Source organism: Streptomyces doebereineriae (assembly GCF_031845645.1).
Lineage (GTDB): Bacteria > Actinomycetota > Actinomycetes > Streptomycetales > Streptomycetaceae > Streptomyces > Streptomyces canus.
Map to the genome: position 1 here is coordinate 630559 of NZ_JAVREZ010000003.1, position 25513 is coordinate 656071.

The 25513-nt window shown below is 71.0% G+C and carries 26 protein-coding genes; 13 read left to right on the forward strand and 13 right to left on the reverse strand.

The annotated features are described in order from the left end of the window. Window positions 1-2 precede the first annotated feature (2 nt). Window positions 3-647, reverse strand: coding sequence for a PhzF family phenazine biosynthesis protein (locus RNB18_RS12450; RefSeq protein WP_311714159.1), 645 nt, complete (start codon window positions 645-647; stop codon window positions 3-5). Window positions 648-804: 157 nt separating this feature from the next. On the opposite strand from RNB18_RS12450, the gene efeO reads away from it, so the two are divergent. The 4 genes from efeO to RNB18_RS12470 are packed head-to-tail and all read left to right on the forward strand — an operon-like array spanning window position 805 to window position 5054. Further along, window positions 805-1950: an iron uptake system protein EfeO gene (efeO, locus tag RNB18_RS12455; protein ID WP_311714160.1), complete on the forward strand. Its 1146-nt coding sequence runs from the start codon at window positions 805-807 to the stop codon at window positions 1948-1950. A gap of 10 nt (window positions 1951-1960) precedes the next feature. Beyond that, window positions 1961-3220: an iron uptake transporter deferrochelatase/peroxidase subunit gene (gene efeB / locus RNB18_RS12460; RefSeq protein WP_311714161.1), complete on the forward strand. Its 1260-nt coding sequence runs from the start codon at window positions 1961-1963 to the stop codon at window positions 3218-3220. A 3-nt stretch (window positions 3221-3223) separates the two neighbouring features. Then, entirely contained in the window at window positions 3224-4096 is an 873-nt protein-coding gene (gene efeU, locus RNB18_RS12465; RefSeq protein ID WP_311714162.1) for an iron uptake transporter permease EfeU, read from the forward strand. Continuing rightward, on the forward strand, window positions 4056-5054 hold the full coding sequence (locus tag RNB18_RS12470; protein WP_311714163.1) for a hypothetical protein: 999 nt from the start codon (window positions 4056-4058) through the stop codon (window positions 5052-5054). Before efeU ends, RNB18_RS12470 begins: the two co-directional genes overlap by 41 nt. A 15-nt stretch (window positions 5055-5069) precedes the next feature. Here RNB18_RS12470 and RNB18_RS12475 read toward each other — a convergent pair whose 3' ends face one another. Both RNB18_RS12475 and RNB18_RS12480 read right to left on the reverse strand, forming a co-directional pair. Next, window positions 5070-5807 (reverse strand): bifunctional DNA primase/polymerase, encoded by a 738-nt coding sequence (locus tag RNB18_RS12475; protein WP_311714164.1) that lies wholly within the window; start codon window positions 5805-5807, stop codon window positions 5070-5072. A gap of 90 nt (window positions 5808-5897) precedes the next feature. Continuing rightward, on the reverse strand, window positions 5898-6527 hold the full coding sequence (locus RNB18_RS12480) for a TetR/AcrR family transcriptional regulator (RefSeq protein WP_311714165.1): 630 nt from the start codon (window positions 6525-6527) through the stop codon (window positions 5898-5900). Window positions 6528-6633: 106 nt separating this feature from the next. Here RNB18_RS12480 and RNB18_RS12485 point away from each other — a divergent pair, with 106 nt between their 5' ends. Further along, window positions 6634-6867, forward strand: a complete 234-nt coding sequence (locus RNB18_RS12485; RefSeq protein ID WP_311714166.1) for a DUF6243 family protein — start codon at window positions 6634-6636, stop codon at window positions 6865-6867. On the opposite strand, the gene RNB18_RS12490 is transcribed toward RNB18_RS12485, so the two are convergent. From RNB18_RS12490 to RNB18_RS12500, 3 genes are all read right to left on the reverse strand, one after another. Then, on the reverse strand, window positions 6788-7777 hold the full coding sequence (locus tag RNB18_RS12490; RefSeq protein ID WP_311714167.1) for a small ribosomal subunit Rsm22 family protein: 990 nt from the start codon (window positions 7775-7777) through the stop codon (window positions 6788-6790). The genes RNB18_RS12485 and RNB18_RS12490 overlap by 80 nt on opposite strands. Before the next feature lie 61 nt (window positions 7778-7838). Continuing rightward, window positions 7839-9014: a serine hydrolase domain-containing protein gene (locus tag RNB18_RS12495; protein WP_311714168.1), complete on the reverse strand. Its 1176-nt coding sequence runs from the start codon at window positions 9012-9014 to the stop codon at window positions 7839-7841. After that, a complete protein-coding gene (locus tag RNB18_RS12500) occupies window positions 8966-10264 on the reverse strand; it encodes a multidrug effflux MFS transporter (RefSeq protein ID WP_311714169.1) in 1299 nt (432 codons plus the stop codon). Before RNB18_RS12500 ends, RNB18_RS12495 begins: the two co-directional genes overlap by 49 nt. Window positions 10265-10380: 116 nt before the next feature. Here RNB18_RS12500 and RNB18_RS12505 point away from each other — a divergent pair, with 116 nt between their 5' ends. Further along, window positions 10381-11406 carry a Gfo/Idh/MocA family protein gene (locus tag RNB18_RS12505; RefSeq protein ID WP_311714170.1) on the forward strand — a complete coding sequence of 342 codons (1026 nt, stop codon included), beginning with the start codon at window positions 10381-10383 and terminating at the stop codon, window positions 11404-11406. On the opposite strand, the gene RNB18_RS12510 is transcribed toward RNB18_RS12505, so the two are convergent. Next, the gene (locus RNB18_RS12510; RefSeq protein ID WP_311714171.1) at window positions 11393-13033 is read right to left on the reverse strand and encodes an alkaline phosphatase D family protein; all 1641 of its coding nucleotides are present in this window, start codon (window positions 13031-13033) and stop codon (window positions 11393-11395) included. The two genes, RNB18_RS12505 and RNB18_RS12510, sit on opposite strands and share 14 nt — an antisense overlap. 146 nt (window positions 13034-13179) lie before the next feature. Between RNB18_RS12510 and RNB18_RS12515 the strand changes: the two genes are divergently transcribed. From RNB18_RS12515 to RNB18_RS12525, 3 genes are all read left to right on the forward strand, one after another. Next, complete coding sequence (locus tag RNB18_RS12515; protein ID WP_311714172.1) at window positions 13180-13959, forward strand: SDR family oxidoreductase; 780 nt, start codon at window positions 13180-13182, stop codon at window positions 13957-13959. 343 nt (window positions 13960-14302) lie between these two features. Continuing rightward, a complete protein-coding gene (locus tag RNB18_RS12520) occupies window positions 14303-15769 on the forward strand; it encodes an ABC transporter permease (protein WP_311714173.1) in 1467 nt (488 codons plus the stop codon). A gap of 42 nt (window positions 15770-15811) precedes the next feature. After that, complete coding sequence (locus RNB18_RS12525; protein ID WP_057613862.1) at window positions 15812-16501, forward strand: ABC transporter ATP-binding protein; 690 nt, start codon at window positions 15812-15814, stop codon at window positions 16499-16501. A gap of 19 nt (window positions 16502-16520) precedes the next feature. On the opposite strand, the gene RNB18_RS12530 is transcribed toward RNB18_RS12525, so the two are convergent. Both RNB18_RS12530 and RNB18_RS12535 read right to left on the reverse strand, forming a co-directional pair. Beyond that, window positions 16521-17501 carry an aldo/keto reductase gene (locus tag RNB18_RS12530; protein WP_311714174.1) on the reverse strand — a complete coding sequence of 327 codons (981 nt, stop codon included), beginning with the start codon at window positions 17499-17501 and terminating at the stop codon, window positions 16521-16523. Between the two features lie 65 nt (window positions 17502-17566). Then, entirely contained in the window at window positions 17567-17893 is a 327-nt protein-coding gene (locus RNB18_RS12535) for a nuclear transport factor 2 family protein (protein WP_311714175.1), read from the reverse strand. Window positions 17894-18025: 132 nt separating this feature from the next. Between RNB18_RS12535 and RNB18_RS12540 the strand changes: the two genes are divergently transcribed. From RNB18_RS12540 to RNB18_RS12550, 3 genes are all read left to right on the forward strand, one after another. Next, a complete protein-coding gene (locus tag RNB18_RS12540; RefSeq protein ID WP_311714176.1) occupies window positions 18026-18601 on the forward strand; it encodes a DoxX family protein in 576 nt (191 codons plus the stop codon). Between the two features lie 35 nt (window positions 18602-18636). Next, a complete protein-coding gene (locus RNB18_RS12545) occupies window positions 18637-18981 on the forward strand; it encodes a MazG-like family protein (RefSeq protein WP_311714177.1) in 345 nt (114 codons plus the stop codon). A gap of 90 nt (window positions 18982-19071) precedes the next feature. Then, complete coding sequence (locus tag RNB18_RS12550) at window positions 19072-20190, forward strand: aminopeptidase P family protein (RefSeq protein WP_311714178.1); 1119 nt, start codon at window positions 19072-19074, stop codon at window positions 20188-20190. Between the two features lie 21 nt (window positions 20191-20211). Here the strand turns inward: RNB18_RS12550 and RNB18_RS12555 are convergent, their stop codons facing one another. Genes RNB18_RS12555 through RNB18_RS12570 form a run of 4 tightly spaced genes read right to left on the reverse strand, consistent with a single transcriptional unit; the run spans window position 20212 to window position 23986 of the window. Then, the gene (locus tag RNB18_RS12555) at window positions 20212-21501 is read right to left on the reverse strand and encodes an NAD(P)/FAD-dependent oxidoreductase (RefSeq protein WP_311714179.1); all 1290 of its coding nucleotides are present in this window, start codon (window positions 21499-21501) and stop codon (window positions 20212-20214) included. Continuing rightward, window positions 21498-22292: an amino acid ABC transporter ATP-binding protein gene (locus RNB18_RS12560; protein ID WP_311714180.1), complete on the reverse strand. Its 795-nt coding sequence runs from the start codon at window positions 22290-22292 to the stop codon at window positions 21498-21500. The genes RNB18_RS12555 and RNB18_RS12560 overlap by 4 nt, the downstream gene beginning before the upstream one ends. Beyond that, window positions 22289-23038 (reverse strand): amino acid ABC transporter permease, encoded by a 750-nt coding sequence (locus tag RNB18_RS12565; protein ID WP_311714181.1) that lies wholly within the window; start codon window positions 23036-23038, stop codon window positions 22289-22291. The genes RNB18_RS12560 and RNB18_RS12565 overlap by 4 nt, the downstream gene beginning before the upstream one ends. 9 nt (window positions 23039-23047) lie before the next feature. After that, window positions 23048-23986, reverse strand: a complete 939-nt coding sequence (locus RNB18_RS12570) for a substrate-binding periplasmic protein (RefSeq protein WP_311714182.1) — start codon at window positions 23984-23986, stop codon at window positions 23048-23050. A 240-nt stretch (window positions 23987-24226) separates the two neighbouring features. Between RNB18_RS12570 and RNB18_RS12575 the strand changes: the two genes are divergently transcribed. After that, window positions 24227-25429, forward strand: a complete 1203-nt coding sequence (locus RNB18_RS12575; RefSeq protein ID WP_311714183.1) for a CdaR family transcriptional regulator — start codon at window positions 24227-24229, stop codon at window positions 25427-25429. Window positions 25430-25513: the final 84 nt, after the last annotated feature.

A 25513-nucleotide genomic window follows, 5' to 3' on the forward strand; every position in this document is an offset into this window, starting at 1 on the left:
CCTCAGCGCTCCAGGAAGACCCTGCCTCCCACCTCCACCCATCCCCCCGGCTGCGGAGCTGTGAGGATCTGGGAGCCGGCGCCCTGGACGATGTTCAGGGCGCGGCCCAGTTCGGTGGTGAGTTGGAGAGCCGCGGCCCCCGTGGCCTCGTCCTCCTCGACACCGTCACCCCGGCCGGGAAAGCCACGGGCCCGGATCCGCCCGGCGGCCTCGTCCTCCCACGCCCAGGCGTAGATCCAGTCCCCGGCCGGCGGCACTGTCAGATCGTCCACCTCGGCGGCGGTGCCGTACTGGCGGAAGGTCCGCGGCGCCGCCCACTCGGCCCGCGCCTCGATCCAGCTGAACTCCCCGTCGAGCCGGGTACCGACGACCCCGGCGGGTGTGACGAGTTCGGGTACGTCGAGCAACCAGGCGGCCCCGACGCACGGATACCCGGCGAAGGCCAGCCGCACGGAGGGGGTGTAGATGTCGATGACCCCTCGCTCGGGATCGTCGACGAACACGGTCTCGCTGAACCCGAGCTTCGCGGCGAACGCCTGCCGCTCGTCCCGGTCCGGCATCACGGACCCCTCGCGGACGACTCCCAGCTCATTGCCGTAGCCGCCGTTCGGCGCGCAGAAGACACGCAGCACGTCGTAGTCACTCACGGGGGAATTGAAGCACCCGCGCAGGCCTGGCGCTTCCACGTGGCTCCGGAGCGGAACCTTTGAATCTCCTTTGACTTTTACTTGACGTTTATTTTAAGCCAAAGATAGATAAGCCTCAGATAAGTTAGGCGAGCCTCACCAACCCTCAGGAGCTCGTATGCGTGCCGCCAGACTGTCCGTCCTCACCTTCACCGCCGTGGCGGCCCTGACCGCCGTCACGGGGTGCACGGAGAAGGGAAGCTCGGGCGACAGCGACCGCGTCATCGATGTGACCGCCACCGACAGCAAGTGCGAGGTCTCCAAGAAGGAGTTCCCGGCCGGCCACGTGGAGCTCGCCATCGAGAACAAGGGCTCCAAGGTCACCGAGGTCTACGTCCTCTTCCCGGACGACCGGATCGTCACCGAGCGCGAGAACATCGGCCCCGGCACCAAGCAGAAGGTCACCGCCGAGGTGAAGGCAGGCGCCTACACGATCGCCTGCAAGCCGGGCATGAAGGGCGACGGCATCCGCCAGGAGGTCAAGGCCACCGGCGGGTCCGTGGCCAAGCGCGACCCGCGCCTCGACGCGGCCGTCGCCGCGTACCGCAAGTACGCGCAGGAGCAGGCCGACGCCACCCTGCCGCTCGCGAAGAACTTCGCCGCCGCGGTCAAGGCCGGCGATCTCGAGGCCGCCAAGAAGGCCTACGCCCCCTCCCGGATCGGCTGGGAGCGCACCGAGCCGGTCGCCGAGTCCTTCGGGGACATCGACCCGAAGGTCGATGTGCGGGCCGACGGGCTGGAGGGCGGGCAGAAGTGGACCGGCTGGCACCGGCTCGAGAAGTCCCTCTGGCAGGACAAGAAGATCAGCGCCGAGGACAAGACCCTCGCCGACCAGCTGATCACCGACCTCACCGACTGGCAGAACCGGGTCGGCAAGGCGGACATCACCCCGACCTCGATGGCCAACGGCGCCAAGGAGCTCCTCGACGAGGTCGCCACCGGCAAGGTCACCGGCGAGGAGGAGCGCTACTCGCACACCGACCTCGTCGACTTCAAGGCCAACGTCGAGGGCGCCGAGAAGTCGTACGCGCTGCTGAAGCCGGTCGCCGCAGAGAACAACGCGGCCCTGGTCACCGAGCTCGACAAGCAGTTCGCGGCGCTCAACACGCTGCTGGACAAGTACCGCGCCGACAAGACGTCCTACGACTTCACCTCGTACGACAAGGTCGGTGACGCCGATCGCAAGCAGCTGTCGGACGGTGTGAACGCGCTCGCGGAGCCGCTGTCCAAGCTCGCCGCCGCCGTCGTCACCAAGTCTTCCTGAGGCGGGGATCATGACGGACGCAGCAAAGGACCCGGCACCCTCGCGCCGCGCGCTCATCGGCTGGGGCGGGGCCGGGCTCGCGCTCGGTGCCGCCGCTGCCGGTGGCGCGGTCGCGATGACCCGTACCGGCGACGACATCGAACCGACCGCGGCCGAGGCCGGAGCCGCCGTCGAGTTCCACGGGGCCCACCAGGCGGGCATCGCCACCCCCGTGCAGGACCGGCTGCACTTCGCCGCGTTCGACGTGACGACGGAGGACCGCGCCGAGTTCGTGCAGATGCTCAAGGACTGGACGGCGGCCGCGCGGCGGATGGCCGCGGGGAAGGCGGTCGGGGAAGGGGCGTACGGCGGTCTGGCCGAGGCGCCGCCGGACGACACCGGGGAGGCGCTCGGGCTCAAGCCGTCGCGGCTGACGCTGACGATCGGCTTCGGGCCGTCCCTCTTCGAGAAGTTCGACCTGGCCGACCAGCGGCCCGAGGCGCTCGTCGACCTCCCCCAGTTCGCCGGGGACAACCTCGACAGGAACCGCAGCGGCGGCGACCTGTGCGTCCAGGCCTGCGCGGACGACCCGCAGGTCGCCGTGCACGCGATCCGCAACCTCGCCAGGATCGGCTTCGGCAAGGTCGTCATCAAGTGGTCGCAGCTCGGCTTCGGCAAGACGTCCTCGACGACGCCCGACGCGCAGACCCCGCGCAACCTGCTGGGTTTCAAGGACGGCACCCGCAATATCGCGGGCACGGAGACGGACCGGCTGAAGAAGTTCGTGTGGGTGGACTCCGCCAAGGAGGCCAAGGACGCCCCGTGGATGAACGGCGGCTCGTACCTCGTCGCTCGCCGTATCCGTATGCACATCGAGACCTGGGACCGCACCTCGCTGCAGGAGCAGGAGGACATCATCGGCCGGGACAAGGGCGAGGGCGCCCCGGTCGGCAAGGCCAAGGAGCGCGACAAGCCGTTCCTGCCGGCGATGAAGCCCGACGCGCACGTCCGGCTCGCGCACCCCGACTCCAACCACGGGGCGACGATCCTGCGCCGCGGCTACTCCTTCACCGACGGCACGGACGGTCTCGGCCGGCTGGAGGCGGGCCTGTTCTTCCTCGCCTACCAGAAGGACGTCCGCGAGGGCTTCATCCGGATCCAGCGCCATCTGGCCACCGACGCGCTCAACGAGTACATCCAGCACGTGGGTTCGGCGGTCTTCGCCGTCCCGCCCGGCGTCCGTGACAAGGACGACTGGTGGGGCAGCACGCTGTTCTCCAAGGAGGCCTGACCCGTGTTCTCCAACTACCTGATCGGTCTGCGCGAGGGCCTGGAAGCCAGCCTGGTCGTCTGCATCCTCATCGCCTACCTGGTGAAGACGGACCGCCGGGACGCCCTGAGGCCCATCTGGATCGGCATCGGTGTCGCGGTCGCGCTCGCCCTCGGTTTCGGGTGCGCGCTCGAATTCGGCTCCCAGGAGCTGACGTTCGAGGCGCAGGAGGCGCTCGGCGGCTCCCTGTCGGTTCTCGCGGTCGTCCTGGTGACCTGGATGGTCTTCTGGATGCGGCGCACCGCCCGGCACCTGAAGTCCGAGCTGCACGGCAAGCTCGACGCCGCTCTCGCCATGGGCACCGGCGCACTTGTCGCCACCGCGTTCCTCGCGGTGGGCCGGGAGGGCCTGGAGACCGCCCTGTTCGTGTGGGCGTCTGTGCACGCGGCGAGCGACGGCACCCCGCGCCCCCTGATCGGCGTCGCCCTCGGTATCGCCACGGCCGTGTTCCTGGGCTGGCTGTTCTACCGCGGCGCCCTGCGCATCAACCTGGCCAAGTTCTTCACCTGGACGGGCGGCATGCTGGTCGTCGTGGCCGCGGGTGTGCTGGCGTACGGCTTCCACGACCTCCAGGAGGCCGACTGGCTGCCGGGCCTCAACGACAGGGCCTTCGACATCAGCGACACCATCCCGCCGGACAGCTGGTACGGCACGCTCCTCAAGGGCGTGTTCAACTTCCAGCCGGATCCGACGGTCCTTCAGGTCACGGTGTGGCTGCTGTACTTGATCCCGACGCTCGCGCTGTTCCTCGCCCCGGTAGGGTTCGCCTCCGGGAAGGGGAAGGTGAAGGCACCTGATGAGCAGGGATCGCGGCCCTCGAAGGCTCCGCAGGCTTGACCGGAGCGCACTGATAGCAGCCTCTGTGACCGCTTTGTCGTTGACGGCGAGCGGATGCATGGTGGTGCACGGCGAGCGGGAGGTGCTTCCCGCGACCACCAAGGCGGAGGCCGCCAAGGCGCTCCAGCAGTTCACGAACGCGTACAACGCGGCGGACAAGGCGTACGACAGCTCGCTGGACGCCGCCCACGTCACCGGTGTGCTCGGCGCCATCGACGCGGCGCGGCTGAAGGCCGGCAAGGCCAACAGCCCGAGCGGCAATCCCACGCACACACCGCTGAAGCTGTCGGACGTGACGTACACCGTCCCGAAGAAGGCGGGCTGGCCGCGCTGGTTCGTCGCCGACGCGGCCGCCAACAAGGGCGGCACCGCGCGCTGGCTGTTCGTGTTCACCCGCAACGGCCTCGACAAGCCGTTCCAGGTGGCGTATCTGACGCTGGTGCCCGAGGGCAAGGTGCCGCAGTTCAAGAAGGACGCGGACGGCTGGGCCGAGACCGTGCCGGTGAACTCGGCCGAACTGGCCGTTCCGCCCGGCGAGGTGGGCGATGAGTACGCGACCTACCTCAAGAGCGGCGGCGACACCTTCGCGGACGGCGCGTACACCAGCACATGGCGTGCGGCGCGCGAGAAGGACGGCAAGCGGCCGGGCCTGGTCACCCAGTACATCGACGAACCGATGAACAGCGGCGACTACGCACCGCTGGCCCTGCGCACGACGGACGGCGGGGCGCTGGTGTTCTTCGCCACGCATCTCTACACGAAGCAGACGGCCGCCCCGGGCACCTCGATCCCCACCACCGATGACGTGGAGGCCCTGACGACCGGCGAGATCAAGCAGTCCCTGACGATGGAGATCGTCTCCAACTCGGTGGCCGTCGACCCGCCGAAGGGCGCGGGAGAGCAGCAGATCACCGTGCTCGGCCGGATCCAGGGCCTGACGTCCGCGAAGGGTTCGTAGAGACCTGCCCGCTCGCTACCGGCGCAGGGGCCAGGCCGCGTTCTCGTGGTCCGGCTCCTCGCCGACGTAGCGGGAGCAGGCGTCGGTGAGCACTTCCAGGAGGCTCAGCGGGTCGGGCAGCGGGTGTTCCGGGCCGCGGACCCAGTGCACGGCCTGGTCGCCGGGCAGCCGGGCGGGCGGTACGAGGACGTAGGAGCCCCGGCAGTGCCAGCGCAGGCCGGGGTGTTCGTCGGCCGTCTCGGGGTGGCAGTCCAGTTCGCACGGCCACCACTCGTCCTCCTCCTCGGGGGTGCCGCGGGTGAGGGTGAAGAACAGGAGCCGGCCGTCGTCGCTCTCGGCGACGGGTCCGACCTCGATCCCGGAGCCGAGGAGCCGCTCGAGCGCTTCCCGCCCGGCCTCCAGGGGGACGTCGAGGACGTCGTGCACCATGCCGGTCGCGGTGATGAAGTTGGCCTGCGGCTGGTGCCGGGCCCAGCGCTCGATCTGCGCGCGGTCGGTGGTCGACTGGGTCTGCCAGGCGAAGGACACCGGGTGCCGGGCCGGGGTGGGACAGCCGACACGGTCACAGGAACATCGGTAGCCGGGGGCGGGATGCGCGGCCGGCGCGAGCGGGAGCCCCGCTGAGGCAGCGGCCAGCAGCAGGGCCTCACGACCGCCTTCGTGCCCGGCGGCGGCCTCCTTCGGCCGGCGTCCGCGCAGCCACTGGGAGAGTTTGCCCTGCAGGCCGGTCCGGCCTCGCGACTCCGCGCTCATCTACCACCCTCGCCTCGCTGTCGTGCGGAACAGCATGCCCTATGGTCCCACCTTCCTCGGCTCCGGGTGCCCGGAACCGAGGTTGGGCATTCACCGGGGTGCGATGCCGTGGAGGGCGTAGTCGACGAGGGTGTCGGTGTAGTCGTAGGTGATCGGGCCGGTGTACTGGAGCCAGCGCTGGGCGAGAGGGGAGACCCAGAGTTCGAGGGCGATGCGCGGGTCGATCTCGGGGCGCACCTGGCCGGCGTCCTGGGCGGCGCGCACCCGGTCGACGTACAGCTGGAGCGACGGTTCGAGGAGCTTGGCCATGAAGGCCCGGCCGACCTGCTCGTTGACGACGCCCTCGGCGGCCAGGGCGCGGGAGGGGGCCTCGAAGCGGGGGTCCTTGAGCTGGTCCACGGTGAGCCGCAGTACGGCCTTGAGGTCGGCGGCGAGATCACCGGTGTCCGCAATGGTGTACGTCTCCTCGGGACCGGCCTCCCGTGCCGCCTGCTCGCTCAGGTCGAGGAAGGCCTCCATCAGCACCTCCGCCTTCGACGACCACCAGCGGTAGATCGTCTGCTTGCCGACACCGGCACGGGCGGCGATCCCCTCGATCGTGGTCTTGGGGTAGCCGACCTCGGCGACGAGGCCGAGGGCGGCGTCGTAGATGGCGCGGCGGGACTTCTCGCTGCGACGGGTGGTGTCGGGGGCGGACTGCTTGGAGCTCTGGGTGGCCATGGGGCGAATTTACCAGGTTGACAAGACGGTGCGTCTCGCCGGAGAGTGAGAGGGTCGAACGAGACGATACGTCTCGTTAAGTGCCGGGTATGTGAAAGGGGCGGTCATGGCACGAGGTGGAACGGGCGGCATGCTTGGAGTCGGCGGGACCCGCAGCAACATCAGCCGCAAGGCGCTGCGCGGGGGCAACCGCGACACCCGGATCGGCGGCGCGCGGGACCCACAGGCCCACAAGGTGACAGGGGCCCCGCGGACAGGCCCTACTCGTCCGCCGGGGGCCATCCGTCGCCCCACGCCGCGTCCCTCGCCGCTTTGTACAGGTCACCGTGCCGCTTCGTGATCGTGCGGCGGGTCAGCTGCTCGTCGGGCTCGCACAGGTCGAGGAGCACCTGTCCCTTGCGGATCTGCGGCCGTCGGATCACCCGGGCCGGGGCCGGAGTGGCCGGGAGTCGGGTCGCCGCCACGTAGCTGAACTTCTCGTCCTCGTACGGCAGTGAGCCGCCCTTGACCTGGCGGTGGAGGGACGACCGGCTGACCCTCGCCGAGAAGTGGCACCAGTCCTCGCCGGGGACGATCGGGCACGCGGCGCTGTGCGGGCAGGGCGCGGCGACCCGGAAGCCGGCGGCGATCAGGCGGTCGCGGGCCTCGATGACGCGGGTGTACCCGGCGGGGGTGCCCGCCTCGACGATCACGACCGTCTGTGCCGACGCCGCCGCGGTGTCCACGAGGGCGGTGCGGTCGGCGGGGGTGAGTTCGTTGAGGACGTACGAGACGGTGACCAGATCCGTGGCGGGCAGGGTGAGGTCCTTGCCGATCCTGGTGCGCTGCCATTGGGCGTCGCGCAGGGCCGGATTCGCGGTGGCGATCTCGCGGCCGAGGGCGAGCGCGGGGTCGGACCAGTCGAGGACGGTGACCGCGCGGTCGCCCGGCCAGGTGGCGGTGACGGCCCAGGTGGCGGCGCCGGTCCCGCCGCCGACGTCGGTGTGACTGGTGGGGGTCCAGTCGGGGGTGGCCTCGGCGAAGGCATCCAGGGCCGCGTGGACCGCCTCGAAGGTGGCGGGCATGCGGTACGCGGCGTAGGCGGCCACGTCCGCGCGGTCGCGGAGGATCGGGGTGTCGGTGGGGGTGGTTCCGCGGTAGTTGGCGATCAGGCGGTCCACCGCCTGGGCCGCCTGCTTCGGGGGGAGGCCGTCGAGGAGGGTGGCGAGGGCGGTGCGGAGGGATGCGGACGGGGGTGCGGGGGCGGTCACCCGAGGATTCTATGGGCGGCCGGTGCAGGCCCTGGCCTCGCGGTTGCTCGCCTGAAAAACCTCACGCCCCCCTCACCGCCCGCGCCACCCTCGTCGCCGCCTGCGCCCGCGGCCTGTGGTCCGGGGGGCGTCTTCGCGGGTGGACCGTGTTGGCCAGCAGCACCACGAAGGTGTCCGTCGCCGGGTCCAGGACCAGGGACGTGCCCGTGAAGCCCGTGTGGCCCGCCGCGCCCCGCCCCGCGAGCTCGCCCATGAACCACTTCTGGTCGATGGCGAAGCCCAGACCCGGTGGGGTCAGCAGCAGCTCCACGAAGTCCGGGCCGAGGATGCGGGCGGGGCCGTACGCGCCGCCCGCCAGCAGGGTCCGGCAGAAGATCGCGAGGTCGCGGGCGGTCGAGAAGAGGCCCGCGTGGCCTGCCACTCCGCCCAGCGACCAGGCGTTCTCGTCGTGGACCAGGCCCCGCAGCATCCCCCGGTCCGCCTTGGCCCACGGCCGGCGCTGGTCCTCCGTGGCCGCCGCCCCCGGGTAGGGGCCGAAGCGGGTGGCCGTCATGCCGAGGGGGCGGGTGATGCCCTCGTGGACGAGGACGTCGAGGGGGCGGCCGGTGATGCGTTCGAGGACGTGCTGGAGGAGGAGCGGGTTGAGGTCGGAGTAGGTGTAGGTGCCGGGGACTCCGATGGGCGGCTCGGCGCGCAGGAGGTTCAGGCGCTCCTCGTCGCTGCCGCAGTCGTAAAGAGGGAGTTCGGGGCGCAGTCCGGAGGTGTGGGTGAGCAGCTCGCGGACGGTGACGGAGTGCGTCGCGGCCGCCGTGAAGTCGGGCAGGTAGGCCCCTACGCGCGCGTCCATGCCCAGTGTGCCGCGCTCGATCTGCTGCACCGCGGCCACGGCCGTGAACAGCTTGGTGAGGGATGCGAGGTCGAAGGGGGTGTCCACCCGGACGGGGACGCGTGCGTCCGGGGGCAGTTCCACGCCCGCGTCGGCTTCGGGGTCGTAGGACGCGTAGCGGACGGCCCAGCCCGACGCCTCCTCCACGGCGATCACCGGGCCGCGCCCGGCGGCCAGGACGGCGCCCGGGGCCCAGGGGTGTGCGCCGGTGGTGAGGGCGTGGAACTCCCGGACGAGAAGCCGGAGTTCCCCGGGGTCGAGCCCGGCCCGTTCCGGTGTGTCGGTGCGCAGTCTCGGTGCGCTCAGCTCTCCGCTCCTTCCGTAGTCGCACGCCTGTTCCCAGAACGGCACATTGCCATGAAACAGGTGAGCGCGACCAGTGCTGCCGCCAGTTGGACGACCGCCATCGGGACGGCTGTGTCCTCCCCGGCCATCCCGACCAGCGGGGAGGCGATCGCACCGATGAGGAAGGAGGACGTGCCGAGCAGGGCGGAGGCGGAGCCTGCGGAGTGCTTGGTGCGCAGGAGGGCGAGGGACTGGGCGTTGGGCAGGGTGACGCCCATCGCCGACATCAGGACGAAGAGCGCGGCGGCGACGGGAGCCAGGCCCACCTCGCCGAAGGCCCCCGTCGCCATCAGCAGCAACGCCGCGGCCGCCGCCGTCACGACCAGCAGGCCCACGCCGAGGACCCGGTCCAGGCTCACCCTGCCCACCAGCACCTTGCCGTTGATCTGGCCGACGATGACCAGCCCTACGGAGTTCACGCCGAACAGCAGGCTGAAGGTCTGCGGGGAGGCGCCGTAGATCTCCTGGATCACGAACGGGGACGCGGAGATGTAGGCGAACAGCGCGGCGAAGGCGAAGCCGCCGGTGAGCAGGTAGCCGGTGAAGGGCAGGTCGGCGAGGAGACGGCGCATCGAGTGCAGGGCCTCGCCGACGCCGCCGGTGTGCCGCTCTGCCGCCGGCAGGGTCTCGGGCAGCCGCACCCAGACCAGGGCGGCGAGCAGCGCGCCGATGACCGTCAGGACCACGAACACGCCCCGCCAGTCGGTCACCCGCAGGATCTGTCCTCCGATCAGCGGCGCGACGATCGGCGCGACCCCGCCGATCAGCATGAGGGTGGAGAAGAAGCGGGCCATCGCCACGCCGTCGTACAGGTCGCGGACCACGGCCCGGGCGATCACTATGCCCGCCGCGCCCGCGAGACCCTGCGCCAGCCGGAAGCCGACCAGGTACTCCACCGTCGGCGCGACGACGCACAGCGCGGTGGCGACGACGTACACGACGAGACCGGCGAGCAGCGGGCGCCTGCGGCCCCAGCGGTCGCTCATCGGGCCGACCACGAGCTGCCCGAGGGCCATGCCGAGCAGACAGGCGGTGAGGGTGAGCTGGACGGTGGCGGCGGGCGCGTGCAGGGCGTCGGTGACCTCCGGCAGCGAGGGGAGGTACATGTCCATCGCCAGCGGTGGTGTGGCGGTGAGGCCGCCGAGGAGCAGGGTGACGAGCAGGCCGGTGCGGCGGACGGCGACCGTGGGTGGTGCCTTCTCCGCCGCGGCCGCCCGCTGCTCCAGGCGCGGTGTCGGTGCCCCCTGCTCGGGCATGTGCCCCTCCCTCTCCGAGTACTGCATTGTCCCGGAGGACCCCCCGGACCCCCGGCCACCTATGCTCTCAGCTCGTACAGAGTGCCGAGGGTCACGTGAGCGAGGGTGGGACCGGGATGACGACGGAGCAGAGCGTGCGCTGGGGGATTCTGGCGACGGGCGGGATCGCGGCGGCGTTCACCGCGGACCTGGTCGATCTGCCGGACGCGGAGGTCGTGGCGGTGGCCTCGCGGTCCGAGGCCTCGGCGAAGGCGTTCGCGGAGCGGTTCGGGATCGAGCGGGCCTACGGCGACTGGGGCGCCCTGGCCGAGGACGCGGACATCGATGTCGTGTACGTCGCCACCCCGCACTCGGCGCATCGCGCGGCCGCCGGGCTGTGCCTGACGGCCGGCCGCAATGTGCTGTGCGAGAAGGCGTTCACACTGAACGCGCGGGAGGCCGAGGAGCTCGTCGCGCTCGCGAAGGAGCACGACCGCTTCCTCATGGAGGCCATGTGGATGTACTGCAACCCGCTGATCCGGCGGCTCAAGGCCCTCGTCGACGACGGCGCGATCGGTGAGATCCGCACGGTGCAGGCCGACTTCGGGCTCGCCGGGCCCTTCCCGCCCGCGCACCGGCTGCGGGACCCGGCGCAGGGCGGGGGCGCGCTCCTCGACCTCGGGGTGTACCCGGTGTCGTTCGCACATCTGCTGCTCGGAGAGCCCTCGGACGTCACGGCGAAGGCCGTGCTCTCCGAGGAGGGCGTGGACCTGCAGACGGGCGCGCTGCTGTCCTGGGACAGCGGGGCGCTCGCCTCCCTTCACTGCTCCCTGACCGGCGGCACCGCCACGATCGCGTCGGTCACCGGCTCGCTGGGCCGGATCGACATCCCGAACGGCTTCTTCCACCCGGACCGTTTCGTCCTGCACCGCGACGGGCGCGACCCGGAGGAGTTCGTCGCCGACCCGGCCGACGGGCCCCGCAACAGCCTCAAGCACGAGGCCCGCGAGGTCATGCGGGCGCTGCGGGCCGGTGAGTCCCAGTCCTCGCTGGTGCCGCTGGAGGGCACCCTCGCCGTGATGCGGACGCTCGACGCGATCCGTGACCGCGTGGGCGTCCGCTATCCCGGCGAGATCGGTGAGACGGAACTCACGCCGGTGTGAGCCCCTGGTTCCCCACCTCCGTCACGAAGGACGCGGCCGTCGCGATCGGCGCCCCGGGCCTGGTCACGTAGGGCACGCTCCTGAAGTCGGCCCGGGCCCGCTCGCGGCCCAGCTCGACGGTCACGTAGCCGCGCAGCCCGTTGTAGAACTTCATGTGCGGGTTGGCCCCGGTGTACGTGTCCCAGGTATCGGGCTTGTCGGCGCCGTCCCGGCCGCTGGCGATCGACGATCCGACGATCTCCGTGCCGAGGGTGCGGGAGGCCGGGTCGTCGAAGTCGTCCTTGATGTCGTAGGCGTACGCGACATGCACGTCACCGGTGAGGACCATCAGGTTGTCGATGCCGGCCGCCTGGGCCCCGTCGAGGATCCGGCGGCGGGAGGCCCGGTAGCCGTCCCAGGAGTCCATCGACAGCCGGGCCGGGTCCGTGAGGTCGAGCTTGCGCTGCGAGAAGTTCACCTGCTGCGGTACGACGTTCCACAGGGCCCGTGAGTCGCGCCAGCCGTTGAGCAGCCACCGCTCCTGGGTCTCGCCGGTCATCGTGCGCGCCGGGTCGTCGATCTCGGGCCCTGGCAGGTCGAGGCCGTCGCCGTAGGCCTGGTCGGAGCGGTACTGGCGGGTGTCGAGGACGTCGAACTGGGCGAGCCGGCCCCAGTGCAGGCGCCGGTACAGCTGCATGTCCGGGCCCGCGGGCTGCTGCGGGCGGCGCAGCGGCTGGTTCTCCCAGTAGGCGCGGTAGGCGGCGGCGCGGCGGAGCAGGAACTCCTCGGGCGGCACGTCGTTCTCGGGGATGTCATCGGCGTAGTTGTTCTCGGTCTCGTGGTCGTCCCAGGTGACCACGAAGGGGTGTGCGGCGTGCGCGGCCATCAGGTCCGGGTCGGACTTGTAGAGGGCGTAGCGCAGGCGGTAGTCCTCCAGGGTCACCGTCTCGCGGTTGAAGACCGCCGGGAGGGTGCGGTCGGTGTAGTTGCGGTATCCGCCCACCGAGTTGACCGCGTACTCGTACAGGTAGTCCCCGAGGTGGAAGACCATGTCGACGTCCTCGGCGGCGAGATGGCCGTACGGGGTGAAGTAGCCGTCGGTGTACGCCTGGCAGGAGACCGCGGCGAAGGTGAGGGCCGCGGCGCGGCTGCCGGGGGCCGGTGCGGTGCGGGTGCGGCCGGTGGGGCTGATCCACCTGCCCACCCGGAACCGGTAGTGGAAGACGCGGCCGGAGTCGAGGTGGCCGACCTCGGCGTGGACGGCGTGGTTGAACTCGGGGTGCGCGACGGCCGTGCCGCGTCTGACGATCCGGCGGAACCGCTCGTCGTGCGCCAACTCCCAGCGGACCAGGACGCGTTCGGCCGGGAGGCCGCCGTCCGACTGGAAGGGGACAGGGGCGAGGCGGGTCCACAGGAGCACGGAGTCGGGCTGCGGATCGCCGGATGCGACGCCGAGGGTGAAGGGGTTCTCGGTGATCTTCGCGGCGTCGAATTCGGCGGCGCTCGCCGTGCCGGCGGCGGGCAGGTTCACGGAGAAGGCGAGCGCGGCGGCGGCGCCGGTGACGGTCAGGAAGCGGCGGCGGCCCATGTGCCGGGCGGCGGCGCGCAGTTCGGGGGCGTGTTGTGACGGGCGGGTGTCGAGTGTCATCCGGTCCTCCCCTGACTGATGGATGCAGGAGGCAATTGGAGTGGCCGGGAGCGACGACTGCTTGGCACGTACACAACACCCAGATGGCGGACGGATGAGTTCCGCATGGCGGACCCCGCTCGGGCCCTCCCGTACGCTGCGGGGGCATGAATGCCATGCAAACTGCGCAACATTCGAGGATCGCGGTGGTGACCGGCGCGGGCTCCGGCATCGGTCGCGCTGTCGCCGTGGAGTTGCTGCGCGCGGGCTGGTCGGTCGCCCTGGCGGGCCGGCGGACGCAGACGCTGGAGGGGACGGCGGCGCTGGCTCCCGAAGGCACCGGGGGCGCCTCGATCGCCGTACGCACCGATGTCTCACAACCGGACGACGTGGCCGCGCTGTTCACCGCCACCGTGGACCGCTTCGGGCGCGTCGACCTGCTCTTCAACAACGCGGGGACGTTCGGTCCCGGCGGGGTGCCGGTGGAGGAGCTGCCGTACGACGCCTGGCGGCATGTGGTGGACACCAACCTCAACGGGGCGTTCCTGTGCGCGCAGGCGGCGTACCGGCAGATGAAGGAGCAGGACCCGCAGGGCGGACGGATCATCAACAACGGCTCGATCTCGGCGCACACACCCCGGCCGCACTCGGTCGCCTACACCGCGACCAAGCACGCGCTCACCGGCCTCACCAAGTCGCTGTCGCTGGACGGGCGGCCGTACGGCATCGCGGTGGGGCAGATCGACATCGGGAACGCGGCTACGGACATGACCTCGCGGATGGGGACCGGGGCGCTGCAGGCCAACGGGGAGGTCGCGCCGGAACCCGTGATGGACGTGGCCGACGTGGCGCGCACGGTGCGGCACATGGCGGAGCTGCCGCTGGCGGCGAACGTGCAGTTCGCGACCGTACTGGCGACGGCGATGCCGTATGTGGGGCGTGGCTGAGCAGCCGATCTCCCCAAGCGGAATCTTCTCTTCCACCCCACTGCGGCCGGTTGGCGGCTTATGCTCATCACGCGCTCTCCACAAGAGCTTCACACTTGGGGGGTGGCGTTCCGTCGACCGCATCCGAGGGGGGAGCGCGGCGGCCATCCATGGACCGGGTGGGGGTGGATCTCGCGTGGGACCGCGGGGTACGCACCGGTCCGTGGACGGCCGCCGCGCACATTCTCAGCTCACGCACATCCCTTCTCAGCCGGCACATATCCCTTCCTCACGGCGCCGCAATGCTGCGTCCCTACCTTGAGGGCGCGCCCACAGCGGGCGCCAAGAACCTTCGAGGAACGGGATGTTTGGCATCTATCTCAAGCGCGAGCTGGGCCGGCGCAAGAAGGCGGCCCTGGTCATCGCTCTGGGTCTGGCGCTCGGTATCGCGCTGGTCATCACCGTGAACTCGGTGTCGGCCGGTATGACACAGGCTCAGGACAAGGTCCTGAAGTCGCTCTACGGGCTCGGCACCGACATGACCGTCACCAAGGCCAGGTCGGCCCCGACGTCCGGGAGTTCGGGCAGACCGAACTTCCAGTTCGACGCCAACTCCAACGACAGCGACGACACGCAGAGCTCCGACCGTGTGATGACCCAGGGCGGTCAGGCCCTGGCGTCGAGCGTGGTCACCAAGGTCTCCCAGCAGAGTGGCGTGGCGAGCGCGGTGGGCGCGCTGACCCTGAACGTCACCAAGGTCGACGGCTCCTTCACCCAGGGCAAGGCGCAGAGTTCCGGTGGAAACACCGGGAACGGCGGCCAGGGCGGTCCGGGCGGCGGCAGCAGTGGCAGCACCGCCGCGCCCCAGGTCCAGGGCGGCGGCGCCAACTTCGACGTGAACTCCTACTCCGTCGCCGGCGTGGACGTCAGCGACCAGACGCTGGGCCCGCTGGCCGGTTCCAAGATCACCACCGGCAAGACCTTCACCGCCGCGCAGACCGACGCGAAGGTCGCCGTCGTCAGCAAGGCGTACGCCAAGGAGAACTCCCTCAAGGTCGGCGGGACCCTGAAGATCTCCGGCACCAAGTACACGATCATCGGCATCGCGACGCCGGACAGCAGCGAGTCCACCACCGACGTCTACCTGCCGCTGAAGCAGGCGCAGACGCTGGCCGACGCCAAGAACCAGGTCACCACGATCTACGTCAAGGCGAGCGACTCGAAGCAGATCGACTCCGTCAAGTCGGCGATCCAGAAGAACATCTCCGGTACGACCGTCACGACCTCCGCCGACCTCGCGGAGACCGTCTCCGGGTCCCTGTCCACCGCCTCCAACCTCGCGACCAGTGTGGGCAAGTGGCTGTCCATCGCCGTGCTCGTCGCCGCCTTCCTGGTCGCCGCGCTGCTGACCTCCTCGGCGGTCTCCCGCCGGGTGCGCGAGTTCGGCACCCTGAAGGCGCTCGGCTGGCCGAGCCGCCGGGTCACCCGGCAGGTCGTCGGCGAGTCGATCGTGAACGGCCTGCTCGGCGGCGCCCTCGGCATCGGCCTCGGCCTCGCGGCCGCGTACGCCGTGACCATGATCAGCCCCAAGCTGACCGCGCAGCTCGGCAACACCGGCGGCGGCGGTGCGGGCGGCCCCGGCGGTGGCGGCGGTCCCGGACAGCAGGCCACCCAGAACACCATGGAGATCGCGCTGACCGCGCCCGTCTCGATGACCACCATCGCGCTCGCGGTGGGCCTCGCGGTGACCGGCGGGCTGATCGCCGGGGCGATGGGCGGGTGGCGGGCCTCACGGATGCGGCCCGCGGACGCGCTGCGCAGCGTGTCGTAACCGCTGCCGCCTTCCCCACTTCTTCTTCTCTACGGAGTTCTCATGTACAGACTCACCGGCGTCACCAAGCGCTACTCGCGCGGCAAGGAGACGGTGGAGGCGCTGCGGGGCGTCGACCTCACCATCGAGGACGGCGACCAGTTGGTCATCCAGGGCCCCACCGGTGGCGGCAAGTCCACGCTGTTGCAGATGATCGGCGGCCTGGACCGCCCGACCGAGGGCAGTGTCGAACTGGACGGCGTCGACCTGGCGAAGATCAGCGAGGCCAGGCTGACCCGGCTGCGGGCCGAGAAGATCGGCATCATCTTCCAGTCGTTCAACCTCATCCCGACGCTGACCGCGCAGGAGAACGTCGAGACGGCGCTGGTCCCGCTGGGGGTGAAGCCGGCGGAACGGCGTGAGCGGGCGGCGGAGGCGCTCCGCTCGGTGGGGCTGGGTGAGCGGCTCACCCACGCGCCCGCCGAGTTGTCCGGCGGGCAGCAGCAGCGGGTGGCCATCGCACGTGCGCTGGTCAAGAAGCCGAAGGTGCTGCTCGCCGACGAGCCGACCGGCAACCTCGACGAGTCGATGCGCGACGAGATCATGGCGCTGCTGGAGGGGCTGTGGCACGAGTACGGGCTGACGTTCATCCTGGTCACCCATGACTCGTCGATCGCTCGTCGGGCACCCCGCCTTGCGACCATCAAGGCGGGACAACTCACGTTGACCGAGCAGTCGTTGGCTCAGGGGTAGCCGTTCGAGGCGGGTCCGCTCACCGTTCCAGAAGGCTGTCGACCTCGGTCAGCTGATCGGCGGTGAGCGGCCCCTTCTCCATCGCCCCCGCGTTCTGTTCCGCCTGAGCCACGGACCGGAAGCCGGGGATGGGCACCGTGCGCGGGCTCCGGGCCCACAGCCAGGCCAGGGCGCCCTGGGCCAGGGTGCGGCCCTCGCTGGTGAGGATCTCCCTCAGCGCGTCGACGCGGGACAGCCACTCCGGGTCGGCGGACGAGCCGTCGCCGAAGCCCTGGAGCCAGGCCGGGGGCTTGCTGCGGATGTCGCCGGTGTCCTTGGGCCCTTGGCGCTTACCGGCCAGCAACCCCATGGCGAGCGGGCTGCGGTTGATGCTGGCCAGGCCCAACTCCTCGCACAGGGAGAGCATTTCGGGCGTGTCCTGCAGTACGTTGAGCGCGTGCTGTACGGCCGTGCAGTGCTCCCCCTGCGCGAACACCGCGGCGCGGGCCGGGTCGTCGGTGCTCCAGGCGTAGGCGCGGATAAGCCCTTGCTGCACGAACTCCTCGCACAGGTCCCGGAGTTCGGCCGCGCGCTCGGGGTCCAGGTCGTTCAGGTGCAGCTGGTAGAGGTCGACATGGTCGGTGCCGAGCCGGTCGAGGGACGCCGTGAGGGCGCGGCGGGCGTGGGCCGGGGTGTCGTCGACGCCGGTGCGGGTGCGGGTCTCCTCGTCGAAGACGTTGCCCCACTTGGTGGCGACGACGACGTCGTCCCGTCGCTTGCCCAGCGCCCGTCCGAGCACCCGCTCACTGTGTCCGGCGCCGTAGGTGTCCGCGGTGTCGAAGAAGGTGATGCCGAGGTCGAGGGCGCGGTGCACCGCCCGTACGGACTCCTCGTCATCGACCTTGCCCCACCCGAGGGGCTGTCCGTCTGCGTCCTGCCATTCGCCGCCGATCGCCCAGCAGCCGAAGCCGAGTGCGCTGACCTCGATACCGGAGCGGCCCAGAGTGCGTGTGATCTCCATGCCCGAACGCTAGGAGTTGAAGTGCGCTTCAGGGCAAGGGGTTCGGCGAGGGGGTTCTCGGGGTTTCAGGCCTGGCCGGTCTCGAAACGGGAGATCCTGCCGTCCTCCTCGACCGTGAAGTCCCAGCGGGTGCGCATCTCGCCCCAGGTGTCGTTGCTGTAGTGGGCGAGGAGGGAACGGCCGGCGTTGGACTCCTTGTCGACGTCGATGTGGCCGTGGGAGGAGAAGATCTCCCGGTCGATCCACTCGTCGAGGTCACGGTCGCTGCCGTCGTCCGCCATGGTCGCGCCGGGCGCGAGCAGGGACAGGAAGGCCTCGCGGTCATGGGCGTTGACGGCGGAGACGAAGGCGCGGACGGCCGGGTCGCTGAGTCTGGCGGTCTGAATCGTCATGCCAGCCAGACTCACACCACGCCCCCGGGGCCGCCACCCGAACGGCCGCGCGAGTATTCCGGGCAGGTGTGAGCGGTGCGACGGTGGAAACGCGAGGGGGGTCTCGTTCCACTTCTTGCGCTGGGAGTCATCGTGACCGCTTTCGACCGACGTGATCTGGGCCTGCTGCTTCTCCGGCTGGGAGCCGGGGGTGTGCTGGCCGCCCACGGCACGCAGAAACTGCTCGGCTGGTTCGGCGGGGGTGGCCTCGAGGGAACCGGCCAGTTCATGGAGTCCGTCGGCTACGCGCCGGGCCGGGCGAGCGCCACGGCGGCGGGGCTGGCCGAGGCGGGCGGCGGCACCCTGCTGGCACTGGGCCTGGCAACCCCGGCGGCGGGCGCGGCGGCGGCCGGCGCGATGGCCGGCGCGTCCGCGGTACACGCCCCCAACGGCTTCTTCAACGCAGGCGGTGGCTACGAGTACGCGGCCACGCTGGGTCTCACGGCGGCGGGCCTGGCGGTGACGGGGCCGGGCCGGATCTCCCTGGACCACGCCCTCGGCCACACGGTCAACCGGGGATGGATGGTGCCGGTGGCGCTCGCGGCGACGGGGCTGGTGACCGCGGCGGTCGTGGGGGCGCGGGGTCTGCGGCTGCGGGAGAAGGAGGACGGGGGCGATGACGCGCAGACGGCGCTGTTCGACGAGGAGGAGGCGTTGTTCGGGGAGTAGCCGAACGGGACCCACGCCGTGGGAAGCTGCTCCGCATGAGTGATCACGGCATGCCCTCTCCGGACCTCTGGAAGTCCGTCGACGCCCTGTGGGCCTGGCTGGAGGCGGATCAGCCGGTGAGCGGCCGCGAAGGCCTCCTCCTGCGCATGCTGAAGCTCTCCGAGGAGGTCGGCGAGGTCTCCGAGGCCGTCATCGGGGCGATCGGCCAGAACCCGCGCAAGGGTGTCAGCCACACCTGGGAGGACGTGCAGGGCGAGCTGTGCGACGTGGTGATCACCGCGTTGGTGGCGCTGCGCACGCTGACCCCGGACACCCGCGAGGTCTTCCACCGCCATCTGGCCCGGGTGACGGAGCGTTCACTCGGCCCCGAGGCGGCCTGATCCCTCACCCGGTCGGCCTACGCCCCCGGGCACCCCGCACCTCACTCCTCGGACGATGAACCGGACGACGGCAGCGGTCGGAGGAGCCCCATGGACGACACCCCCGTCCCCTTCACGGAAGAGGACTACGCGACCCGTATGTCCAGGGCGGCCAGGGACGCGGCCGAAACCCGCCTGGCCGGACTGCTCATCACCCCCGGCCCCGACCTGACGTGGCTCTGCGGCTACCGCCCCGCGACGACGGAACGCCTCACCCTCCTCGTCCTCACCCCCGGCTCCGAACCCCGCCTGCTGGTCCCGTCCCTCGAACGCCCCGACGCGGAGTCGGCGCCCGGCGCGGACGCCGTCCGCATCTTCGACTGGCGCGACGGCCAGGACCCGTACGCGGCAGCCACCGGCCTCCTCCTCCCCAACGGCCGCTACGCCGTCTCCGACACCACCTGGGCGCTGCACCTGCTGGGCCTCCAGGAGGCCCTCCCCCTCACCACCTACCGCCCCCTGACCGTCGTACTCCCGCTGCTGCGCGCCGTGAAGGACGACCACGAGGTGGCCCGCCTCGGGTCGGCGGCAGCGGCGGCGGACGCGGTGTACGAGGAGATCCTCGCCGTACGATTCACCGGCCGCCGCGAGTCCGAAGTGGCCGCCGACCTGGCGCGCCTGCTCCACGAACAGGGCCACAGCCAGGTCGTCACGGTGGTGTCCTCCGGCCGGAACAGCGCGAACCCGCACCACAGGACGGGCGAACGGACGCTGAAGAAGGGCGACATGGTGATCCTGGACTTCGCCGGTCTGAAGGACGGTTACGCCTCGCACCTGACCCGCACGGTCCACGTCGGTGAACCGGCGGAGGAGGAACGCACGGTCCACGATCTCGTCCGTACGGCCCAGCAGGCGGCCTTCGAGGCGGTCGCCCCGGGCGCGACCTGCCAGGAGGCCGACCGCGGGGCACGCCGGTGGATCGAGGACGCGGGGTACGGCGAGCACGCCGCCGAACGCACCGGCCACGGCGTCGGAGTCACCGCTCACGAGCCGCCGTACCTCACCGAGGGCGAGGAGACCTTCCTCGTCCCCGGGATGTGCTTCTCGATGGGGTCGGGTGTGTATCTGCCTGGCCGCTTCGGCGTCCGGGTCGCGGACGTCGTGACGTGTGCGGCGGACGGGGGGAGGCGGCTCAGCGCCACGGATCGCGGGATGGCGATCGTGGCATGAGAACGCCCGCCGCGTGCCTCCTCAGCCGCGCAGCCGGTCGAAGCCGAACGGGGCGAGGACCTCGGGGCGGCGGCCGGTGCGGATGTACTCGGCGAGCCGGTGGCCGGTGGCGGGCCCCAGGGTGACGCCGAGCATGCCGTGGCCGGTGGCCGCGAAGGCGTTCTCCAGGCCCGGCAGCCGGTCGATCACCGGGAGGCCGTCCGGCAGGAAGGGCCGGCCGCCGACCCAGGGGTCACGGATCAGGCTCACCAGGTCGTCGGGGTCGTCGAACCACCGGCCCAGGTAGTGGCGGCTGGCGAGCGCCACCGCGACGATCCGGCGCCAGTCGAGGCGGTTGTTGTTGCCGCTCAGCTCCATCGTGCCGCCGATCCGGGTGGTGGTGCCGATCGGTGAGGCGACGGCCTTGCGCTCGCCGAAGTACAGGGTGTGCCGGGGTGCCGGGTCCAGGTCCACCGCGAAGCTGTAGCCCTTGCCGGCCTGGAGCGGCAGCCGGTGTCCGAGCTCGCGCAGCAGCGCCGGGGACCGCATTCCGGCGGCGACGACGACGGCCGAACAGGGGATCTCTCCCCGGTCGGTCCGCAGTGCGGTCACCCGCCCCGTCCCGGGCCGGAATCCGGTGACCTCCGCGTTCTCGTGGACCTTCACACCCGCGGCGGAGAGCGCCTCGCCGAGCCCGCGGGCGAACCCCTCCGGATCGACCACGCCCTCGCCCTCGACGAGGTAGGCCGCGCGCACCTTGGACGAGAGCGCGCCGTCCAGCAGACGGGCCTCGTCGCCCGTGGTGATGTCGTCGGGCATCGGATAGTGGCCCTCCGCCATCTCCCGCTGGATCGCGAGGTGATGACGGGCCTCGGCCTCCGACAGGAACGCGTGCACCATGCCGGGCCGGGTCAGGGTGGTGGCCACCCCGGCCTCGCGCAGCCCGTCGAAGAGGTCGAAGGTGTCGTGGTTCAGGTCGGCGATCGCCGCGTAGCCCCGCCGGAAGGCGGCCGGTGCGCTGCTGCGCCAGAACCGCCACAGCCAGCGCAGGAACGCCGGGTCGGGAAGGGGCCGCAGATAGAGCGGCGAGTCCGGACGGCCCAGGGAGCGCAGGGCGTAGCGCAGCACTCCTGGGGACGGAACGGGCGTCGAGTGGCTGAGGCAGACCCAGCCCGCGTTGCCCCGGGACACCCCCGAGCCCAGCCCGCGCCGCTCGACGACCTCCACCGGAAGTCCGGCCGCCGCCAGGTAGTACGCGGTGCACAGTCCTATGACACCGCCCCCGACGACCACCACGGGTCCGTCGCCGGTGAGAGCCGGCGTACCGGTCATGACGGGGTTCCGTACGACGCGAGGAACTCCCGGGTGCGGGCCTGGGAGGGGCTGTCGAGCACGTCCTCGGGCCTGCCCTCCTCCACGATCCGGCCGCCGTCGACGAAGACGACGTGGTCGGACACCTCGCGGGCGAAGGGCAGTTCGTGGGTGACCAGCAGCATCGTCATCCCGTCCGCGGCGAGTTCGCGCATCACGCTCAGTACCTCCCGGGTCGCCTCGGGGTCCAGGGAGGAGGTGGGCTCGTCGAAGAGCAGCAGCTCGGGCTTGAGGGCGAGGGCCCGCGCGATGGCGACGCGTTGCTGTTCGCCGCCGGACAGCTGCTCGGGCCGGCCGAGCGCACGGTGCGCGACGCCGACCCGGCGCAGCAGCGTGACGGCACGCTCCAACGCCTCCTGCTCCGGGATGCCCGCCTTGCGCTGGGCCAGGACGACATTCTCGACGGCGGTCAGGTGCGGGAAGAGGTTGAACCGCTGGAAGACCATGCCGACGGTACGGCGCAGCCGGGGCAGGTCGCGGCAGACCGTGCGGCCGTCGCTGTGCACCACCTCTCCGGCGACCTCGATCGTGCCGCGGTCGGGCCGTTCCAGCAGGTTGACGCAGCGCATCAGGGTCGTCTTGCCGCCGCCGCTCTGTCCGATGACGCTGACGATCCGGCCGCGGTCGACCTCCAGGTCCACCTGGTCGAGGACGAGGCGGCCGTCGAAGGACTTGCTCAGGCCGTTGATCCGTACGACGGCCTCTGGCTGTGTCCGAGGCGTGGTCTGCGGGGTGGTGACCGACTCGGTCATACGGCACCTGCCTTCATGTCGGCCTCCACGGCCGGGGCGAGCAGGGCGCGTGCCGCCTTCAGGCGCCGTCGTCGCCACGGGGAGAGGGGGATGCCCGCCCGCACCTTGCGTTCGAGGAGCAGGAGCAGCTGGGAGAGCGGGTAGCACAGGGCGAAGTAGATGGCCGAGATGACCAGGTACACCTCCAGGGCCCTGAAGGTGGCCGAGGTGATGAGCCGCCCTTCGGACATCAGCTCGGCGGCGGAGACGGTGACCAGCAGCGAGGTGGACTTCAGCAGGTCGACGAGCATGGTGTTGGTGCCGGGCAGCGCCTGCCGTACGGCCTGCGGCAGCACGATGTGCCCGAAGATTCCCGCCCGGCCCAGGCCCAGCGCCTCCCCGGCCTCCGTCTGTCCGGCGTGCACCCCGCTGATCGCGGAGCGGAAGATCTCGGACAGGTAGGCGGCGTAGAAGACGACGAGGCTGAGGCAGCCGGCGGTGAAGACGTCCAGCCGGATGCCTGCCGAGGCCAGGCCGAAGTAGGTGAGGAAGATGATGGCGAGGAGGGGGACGTTCTTGAACACCTCGGTGTAGACGGCGGCGACGGCACGCGCGGGCCACGCCTTGCTGAGCCGGAGCAGCGCCACCGCGAGACCGAGCAGGACCGCGCCGACGAAGCTCACGACCGTGTAGGAGACGGTGCGCCACAGGGCGTCGACGAGGTCGGGCCGGTAGTCGGACCAGGGAACCTGAAAAAGGCCGGACATGTCGTCCCCTCACTTCGCGATGGTCGGCGGGTTCCAGTCCTGCGGCCGGTCCACGCCCCGGCGCGCGGTGGCGACGTCGGCGGCCGGCTTCAGGAACTGTTCGGGGTCGCCGCCGTACTTCTCGACGAGCTTGGCCATCTCGCCGTTCGTGTACATGGCGTCGATCTGCGCGGAGATCGCCTGCTCCAGCTTGGTGGCCTTCTTGGGCAGGTAGAAGCCGGTCTGGTACGGCTGGAAGTAGGCGTAGGCGGGCTTCGCCTTGACCTCGGCGGCGGTCGGCGGGGTCAGGTACTGGGTGCTGATCTTCAGCTCCGGGCGTTCCTTCTGCGCGGCGATGATGAGGAGCGGGTCGAGGAAGCCGACGTCGACGCGGCCCGCGCCGAGGTCGTCGAAGACGCCGTTGGCGTCGGGGTAGGCGTGCAGCTTGGCGCCGGGGACGGACTGGATCGACTTGACCCAGACATAGCCCTCGACGGTGCCGAGGCTCAGATTCTCGAGGTCGTCGACGGTCTGGTACGTCTTGCCGTTGCGGACGGCCATCGCCGGGGGCGAGTAGTAGGGCGGGTCGGTGAACAGCCCCTGCTTCTGCCGGTCCGCGGACCAGGCGACACCGCCGACGGTGATGTCCACGCGGCGGGACTGCACCCCGGCGAGCATGCCGGCGAAGTCCGTGACCTGGGGTTTGACCTCCAGGCCGAGCTTCTTGGCCACGTAGTTGAGGATGTCGCCGTCCAGGCCGACGATCTTGTCGCCCTGGACGCTGGTGTAGGGGGCGTACGGCTGTACGGCCACCTTGATGACGCCGGGTGTGAGGGTGCCCAGCGCGGCGGTCTTCGCCGACACGTTCTTGGGGCCGTCGTCGTCACCGGAGCCGCAGGCGGCGGTCCCGAGGAGCAGGAGGGCGGCGGACAGAGCGACGGCAAGCGGACGCATACGGATCATCGGCATGGGCCTTCCGTAACGATGCTGAAGGATGCAGAGGGGAGCCCGCCGACTCACCGCGCTGTGCCCCCGGCGGGGATGTGAGGGGGATGGATCGGGGAGGTGATTGCGGATGCGATTGGGGCCATACGCTACGAACCGGCTCCGGTTACGTCACCGTGTACTCCGTACAGACTTGTGGCCGAATTCGATCGATCCGCTGTACGGTGCGTCCACCCGGGCCCGCCCTCGACGGGAGAACCCCTCATGCTGAGCCCGTCACTCGCGCAGGAGATCGCCTCCGACACCACCGCCGTCATCGGCTTCAACGTGCTGATCACCGACGCGGGCGGCCTGGTCATCGGCAGCGGCGACAGCAGCCGGGTGGGCAGCTTCCACGAGGCGTCCGTCGAGGTCGTCCGCACCCAGGAACCCGCCACGCACAACGCGTCGCAGGCACAGCAACTGCGCGGAGTACGCCCGGGAGTCACCCTGCCCCTGGTCGCGAACGGAAAGGCCGTGGGCACGGTCGGGATCACCGGAACGCCCGCGCAGGTGCGCCGGTTCGGGCTGCTCGTCAAACGTCAGACGGAGATCCTGCTCAGGGAGTCCGTGATGCTGCGCTCCCGCCTGCTCGCCGAGCGGGCGGCGGAGAAGCTGCTGGCCGACGTCGCGTCGTACGACCCGCAGGTCGTGGAGGGCGACTTCCTGCTGTTCCGGGCCGCCGAACTGGGCTTCGACCTACGGCTGAGACGGGTCGCGGTCGCCATCGAGGTACGGGTCCCCGACGCGGGCACTCGACGCCAGGGCGCACCTACCCGGGACATGGCACTGGTCCGTTCGGAGCTGCTGCGCACGGTCCGCGAGGTCTTCGCCGACCCCCAGGACATCATCGCTTCCACGGCTCCCGGCTGGATCGGCGTACTGCGCAGACTCCCGGACCGGCGCCCGGTGACCTCCTTGCTGGACGACTGCCGGCGGACCACCGACGTCATCGCCGCGCAGGACGGTCTCGTCGCCCGAGCCGGTATCGGCGAACCGGCCGCCTCCGTGAGCGGACTGCACGACTCCTACCAGGACGCCTGCGACGCGCTCCGCCTCGGGGCGCGCGTGGCGAGCGACTCCCCCGTCCACCTGATCACCGAGCTGCGCGTGCACCAGGCCCTCACGGCGGTGTCCCAGCCGGCCCGCAACCGCCTGATCGAACGCACCACCGCGAACCTGCGCGACCAGCCGGACTGGCCGGTTCTGCGCGACACCATCACGGCGTGGTGCGAGAGCGGATTCAACCTCGTCCGCGCCTCCGAGGCCCTGCACATCCACCGCAACACCGTCGTCTACCGGATGAACAAGATCGAGCAGACGACCGGCCGACCGCTGCGGGACCACCGGACCACGATGGCGTTGTATCTGGCCTGTCTGGCCGATCGGTTGGGCGGAGGGACGGGGGCCGGCGACGGGGGCGAGTGAGTCTCCGCCCCGATCGCCCCGATCAGCCGGAGGCCGTGGTCGCCTCTGGGTCTCGCGGGCGGGTCACCGGTGTCCGCACGCCGA

What these genes read in the sequence shown, in the direction of transcription:
- RNB18_RS12475 (WP_311714164.1), bottom strand. Translation starts at nt 5,807, where the DNA reads ATGAGCGCGGAGTCGCGAGGCCGGACCGGCCTGCAGGGCAAACTCTCC.
- RNB18_RS12550 (WP_311714178.1), top strand. Translation starts at nt 19,072, where the DNA reads ATGGACGACACCCCCGTCCCCTTCACGGAAGAGGACTACGCGACCCGT.
- efeO (WP_311714160.1), top strand. Translation starts at nt 805, where the DNA reads ATGCGTGCCGCCAGACTGTCCGTCCTCACCTTCACCGCCGTGGCGGCC.
- RNB18_RS12545 (WP_311714177.1), top strand. Translation starts at nt 18,637, where the DNA reads ATGAGTGATCACGGCATGCCCTCTCCGGACCTCTGGAAGTCCGTCGAC.
- RNB18_RS12575 (WP_311714183.1), top strand. Translation starts at nt 24,227, where the DNA reads ATGCTGAGCCCGTCACTCGCGCAGGAGATCGCCTCCGACACCACCGCC.
- RNB18_RS12505 (WP_311714170.1), top strand. Translation starts at nt 10,381, where the DNA reads ATGACGACGGAGCAGAGCGTGCGCTGGGGGATTCTGGCGACGGGCGGG.
- RNB18_RS12565 (WP_311714181.1), bottom strand. Translation starts at nt 23,038, where the DNA reads ATGTCCGGCCTTTTTCAGGTTCCCTGGTCCGACTACCGGCCCGACCTC.
- RNB18_RS12500 (WP_311714169.1), bottom strand. Translation starts at nt 10,264, where the DNA reads ATGCCCGAGCAGGGGGCACCGACACCGCGCCTGGAGCAGCGGGCGGCC.
- RNB18_RS12480 (WP_311714165.1), bottom strand. Translation starts at nt 6,527, where the DNA reads ATGGCCACCCAGAGCTCCAAGCAGTCCGCCCCCGACACCACCCGTCGC.
- RNB18_RS12560 (WP_311714180.1), bottom strand. Translation starts at nt 22,292, where the DNA reads ATGACCGAGTCGGTCACCACCCCGCAGACCACGCCTCGGACACAGCCA.
- RNB18_RS12530 (WP_311714174.1), bottom strand. Translation starts at nt 17,501, where the DNA reads ATGGAGATCACACGCACTCTGGGCCGCTCCGGTATCGAGGTCAGCGCA.
- RNB18_RS12570 (WP_311714182.1), bottom strand. Translation starts at nt 23,986, where the DNA reads ATGCCGATGATCCGTATGCGTCCGCTTGCCGTCGCTCTGTCCGCCGCC.
- RNB18_RS12470 (WP_311714163.1), top strand. Translation starts at nt 4,056, where the DNA reads ATGAGCAGGGATCGCGGCCCTCGAAGGCTCCGCAGGCTTGACCGGAGC.
- RNB18_RS12555 (WP_311714179.1), bottom strand. Translation starts at nt 21,501, where the DNA reads ATGACCGGTACGCCGGCTCTCACCGGCGACGGACCCGTGGTGGTCGTC.
- RNB18_RS12515 (WP_311714172.1), top strand. Translation starts at nt 13,180, where the DNA reads ATGAATGCCATGCAAACTGCGCAACATTCGAGGATCGCGGTGGTGACC.
- RNB18_RS12525 (WP_057613862.1), top strand. Translation starts at nt 15,812, where the DNA reads ATGTACAGACTCACCGGCGTCACCAAGCGCTACTCGCGCGGCAAGGAG.
- RNB18_RS12535 (WP_311714175.1), bottom strand. Translation starts at nt 17,893, where the DNA reads ATGACGATTCAGACCGCCAGACTCAGCGACCCGGCCGTCCGCGCCTTC.
- RNB18_RS12520 (WP_311714173.1), top strand. Translation starts at nt 14,303, where the DNA reads ATGTTTGGCATCTATCTCAAGCGCGAGCTGGGCCGGCGCAAGAAGGCG.
- efeB (WP_311714161.1), top strand. Translation starts at nt 1,961, where the DNA reads ATGACGGACGCAGCAAAGGACCCGGCACCCTCGCGCCGCGCGCTCATC.
- RNB18_RS12510 (WP_311714171.1), bottom strand. Translation starts at nt 13,033, where the DNA reads ATGACACTCGACACCCGCCCGTCACAACACGCCCCCGAACTGCGCGCC.
- RNB18_RS12485 (WP_311714166.1), top strand. Translation starts at nt 6,634, where the DNA reads ATGGCACGAGGTGGAACGGGCGGCATGCTTGGAGTCGGCGGGACCCGC.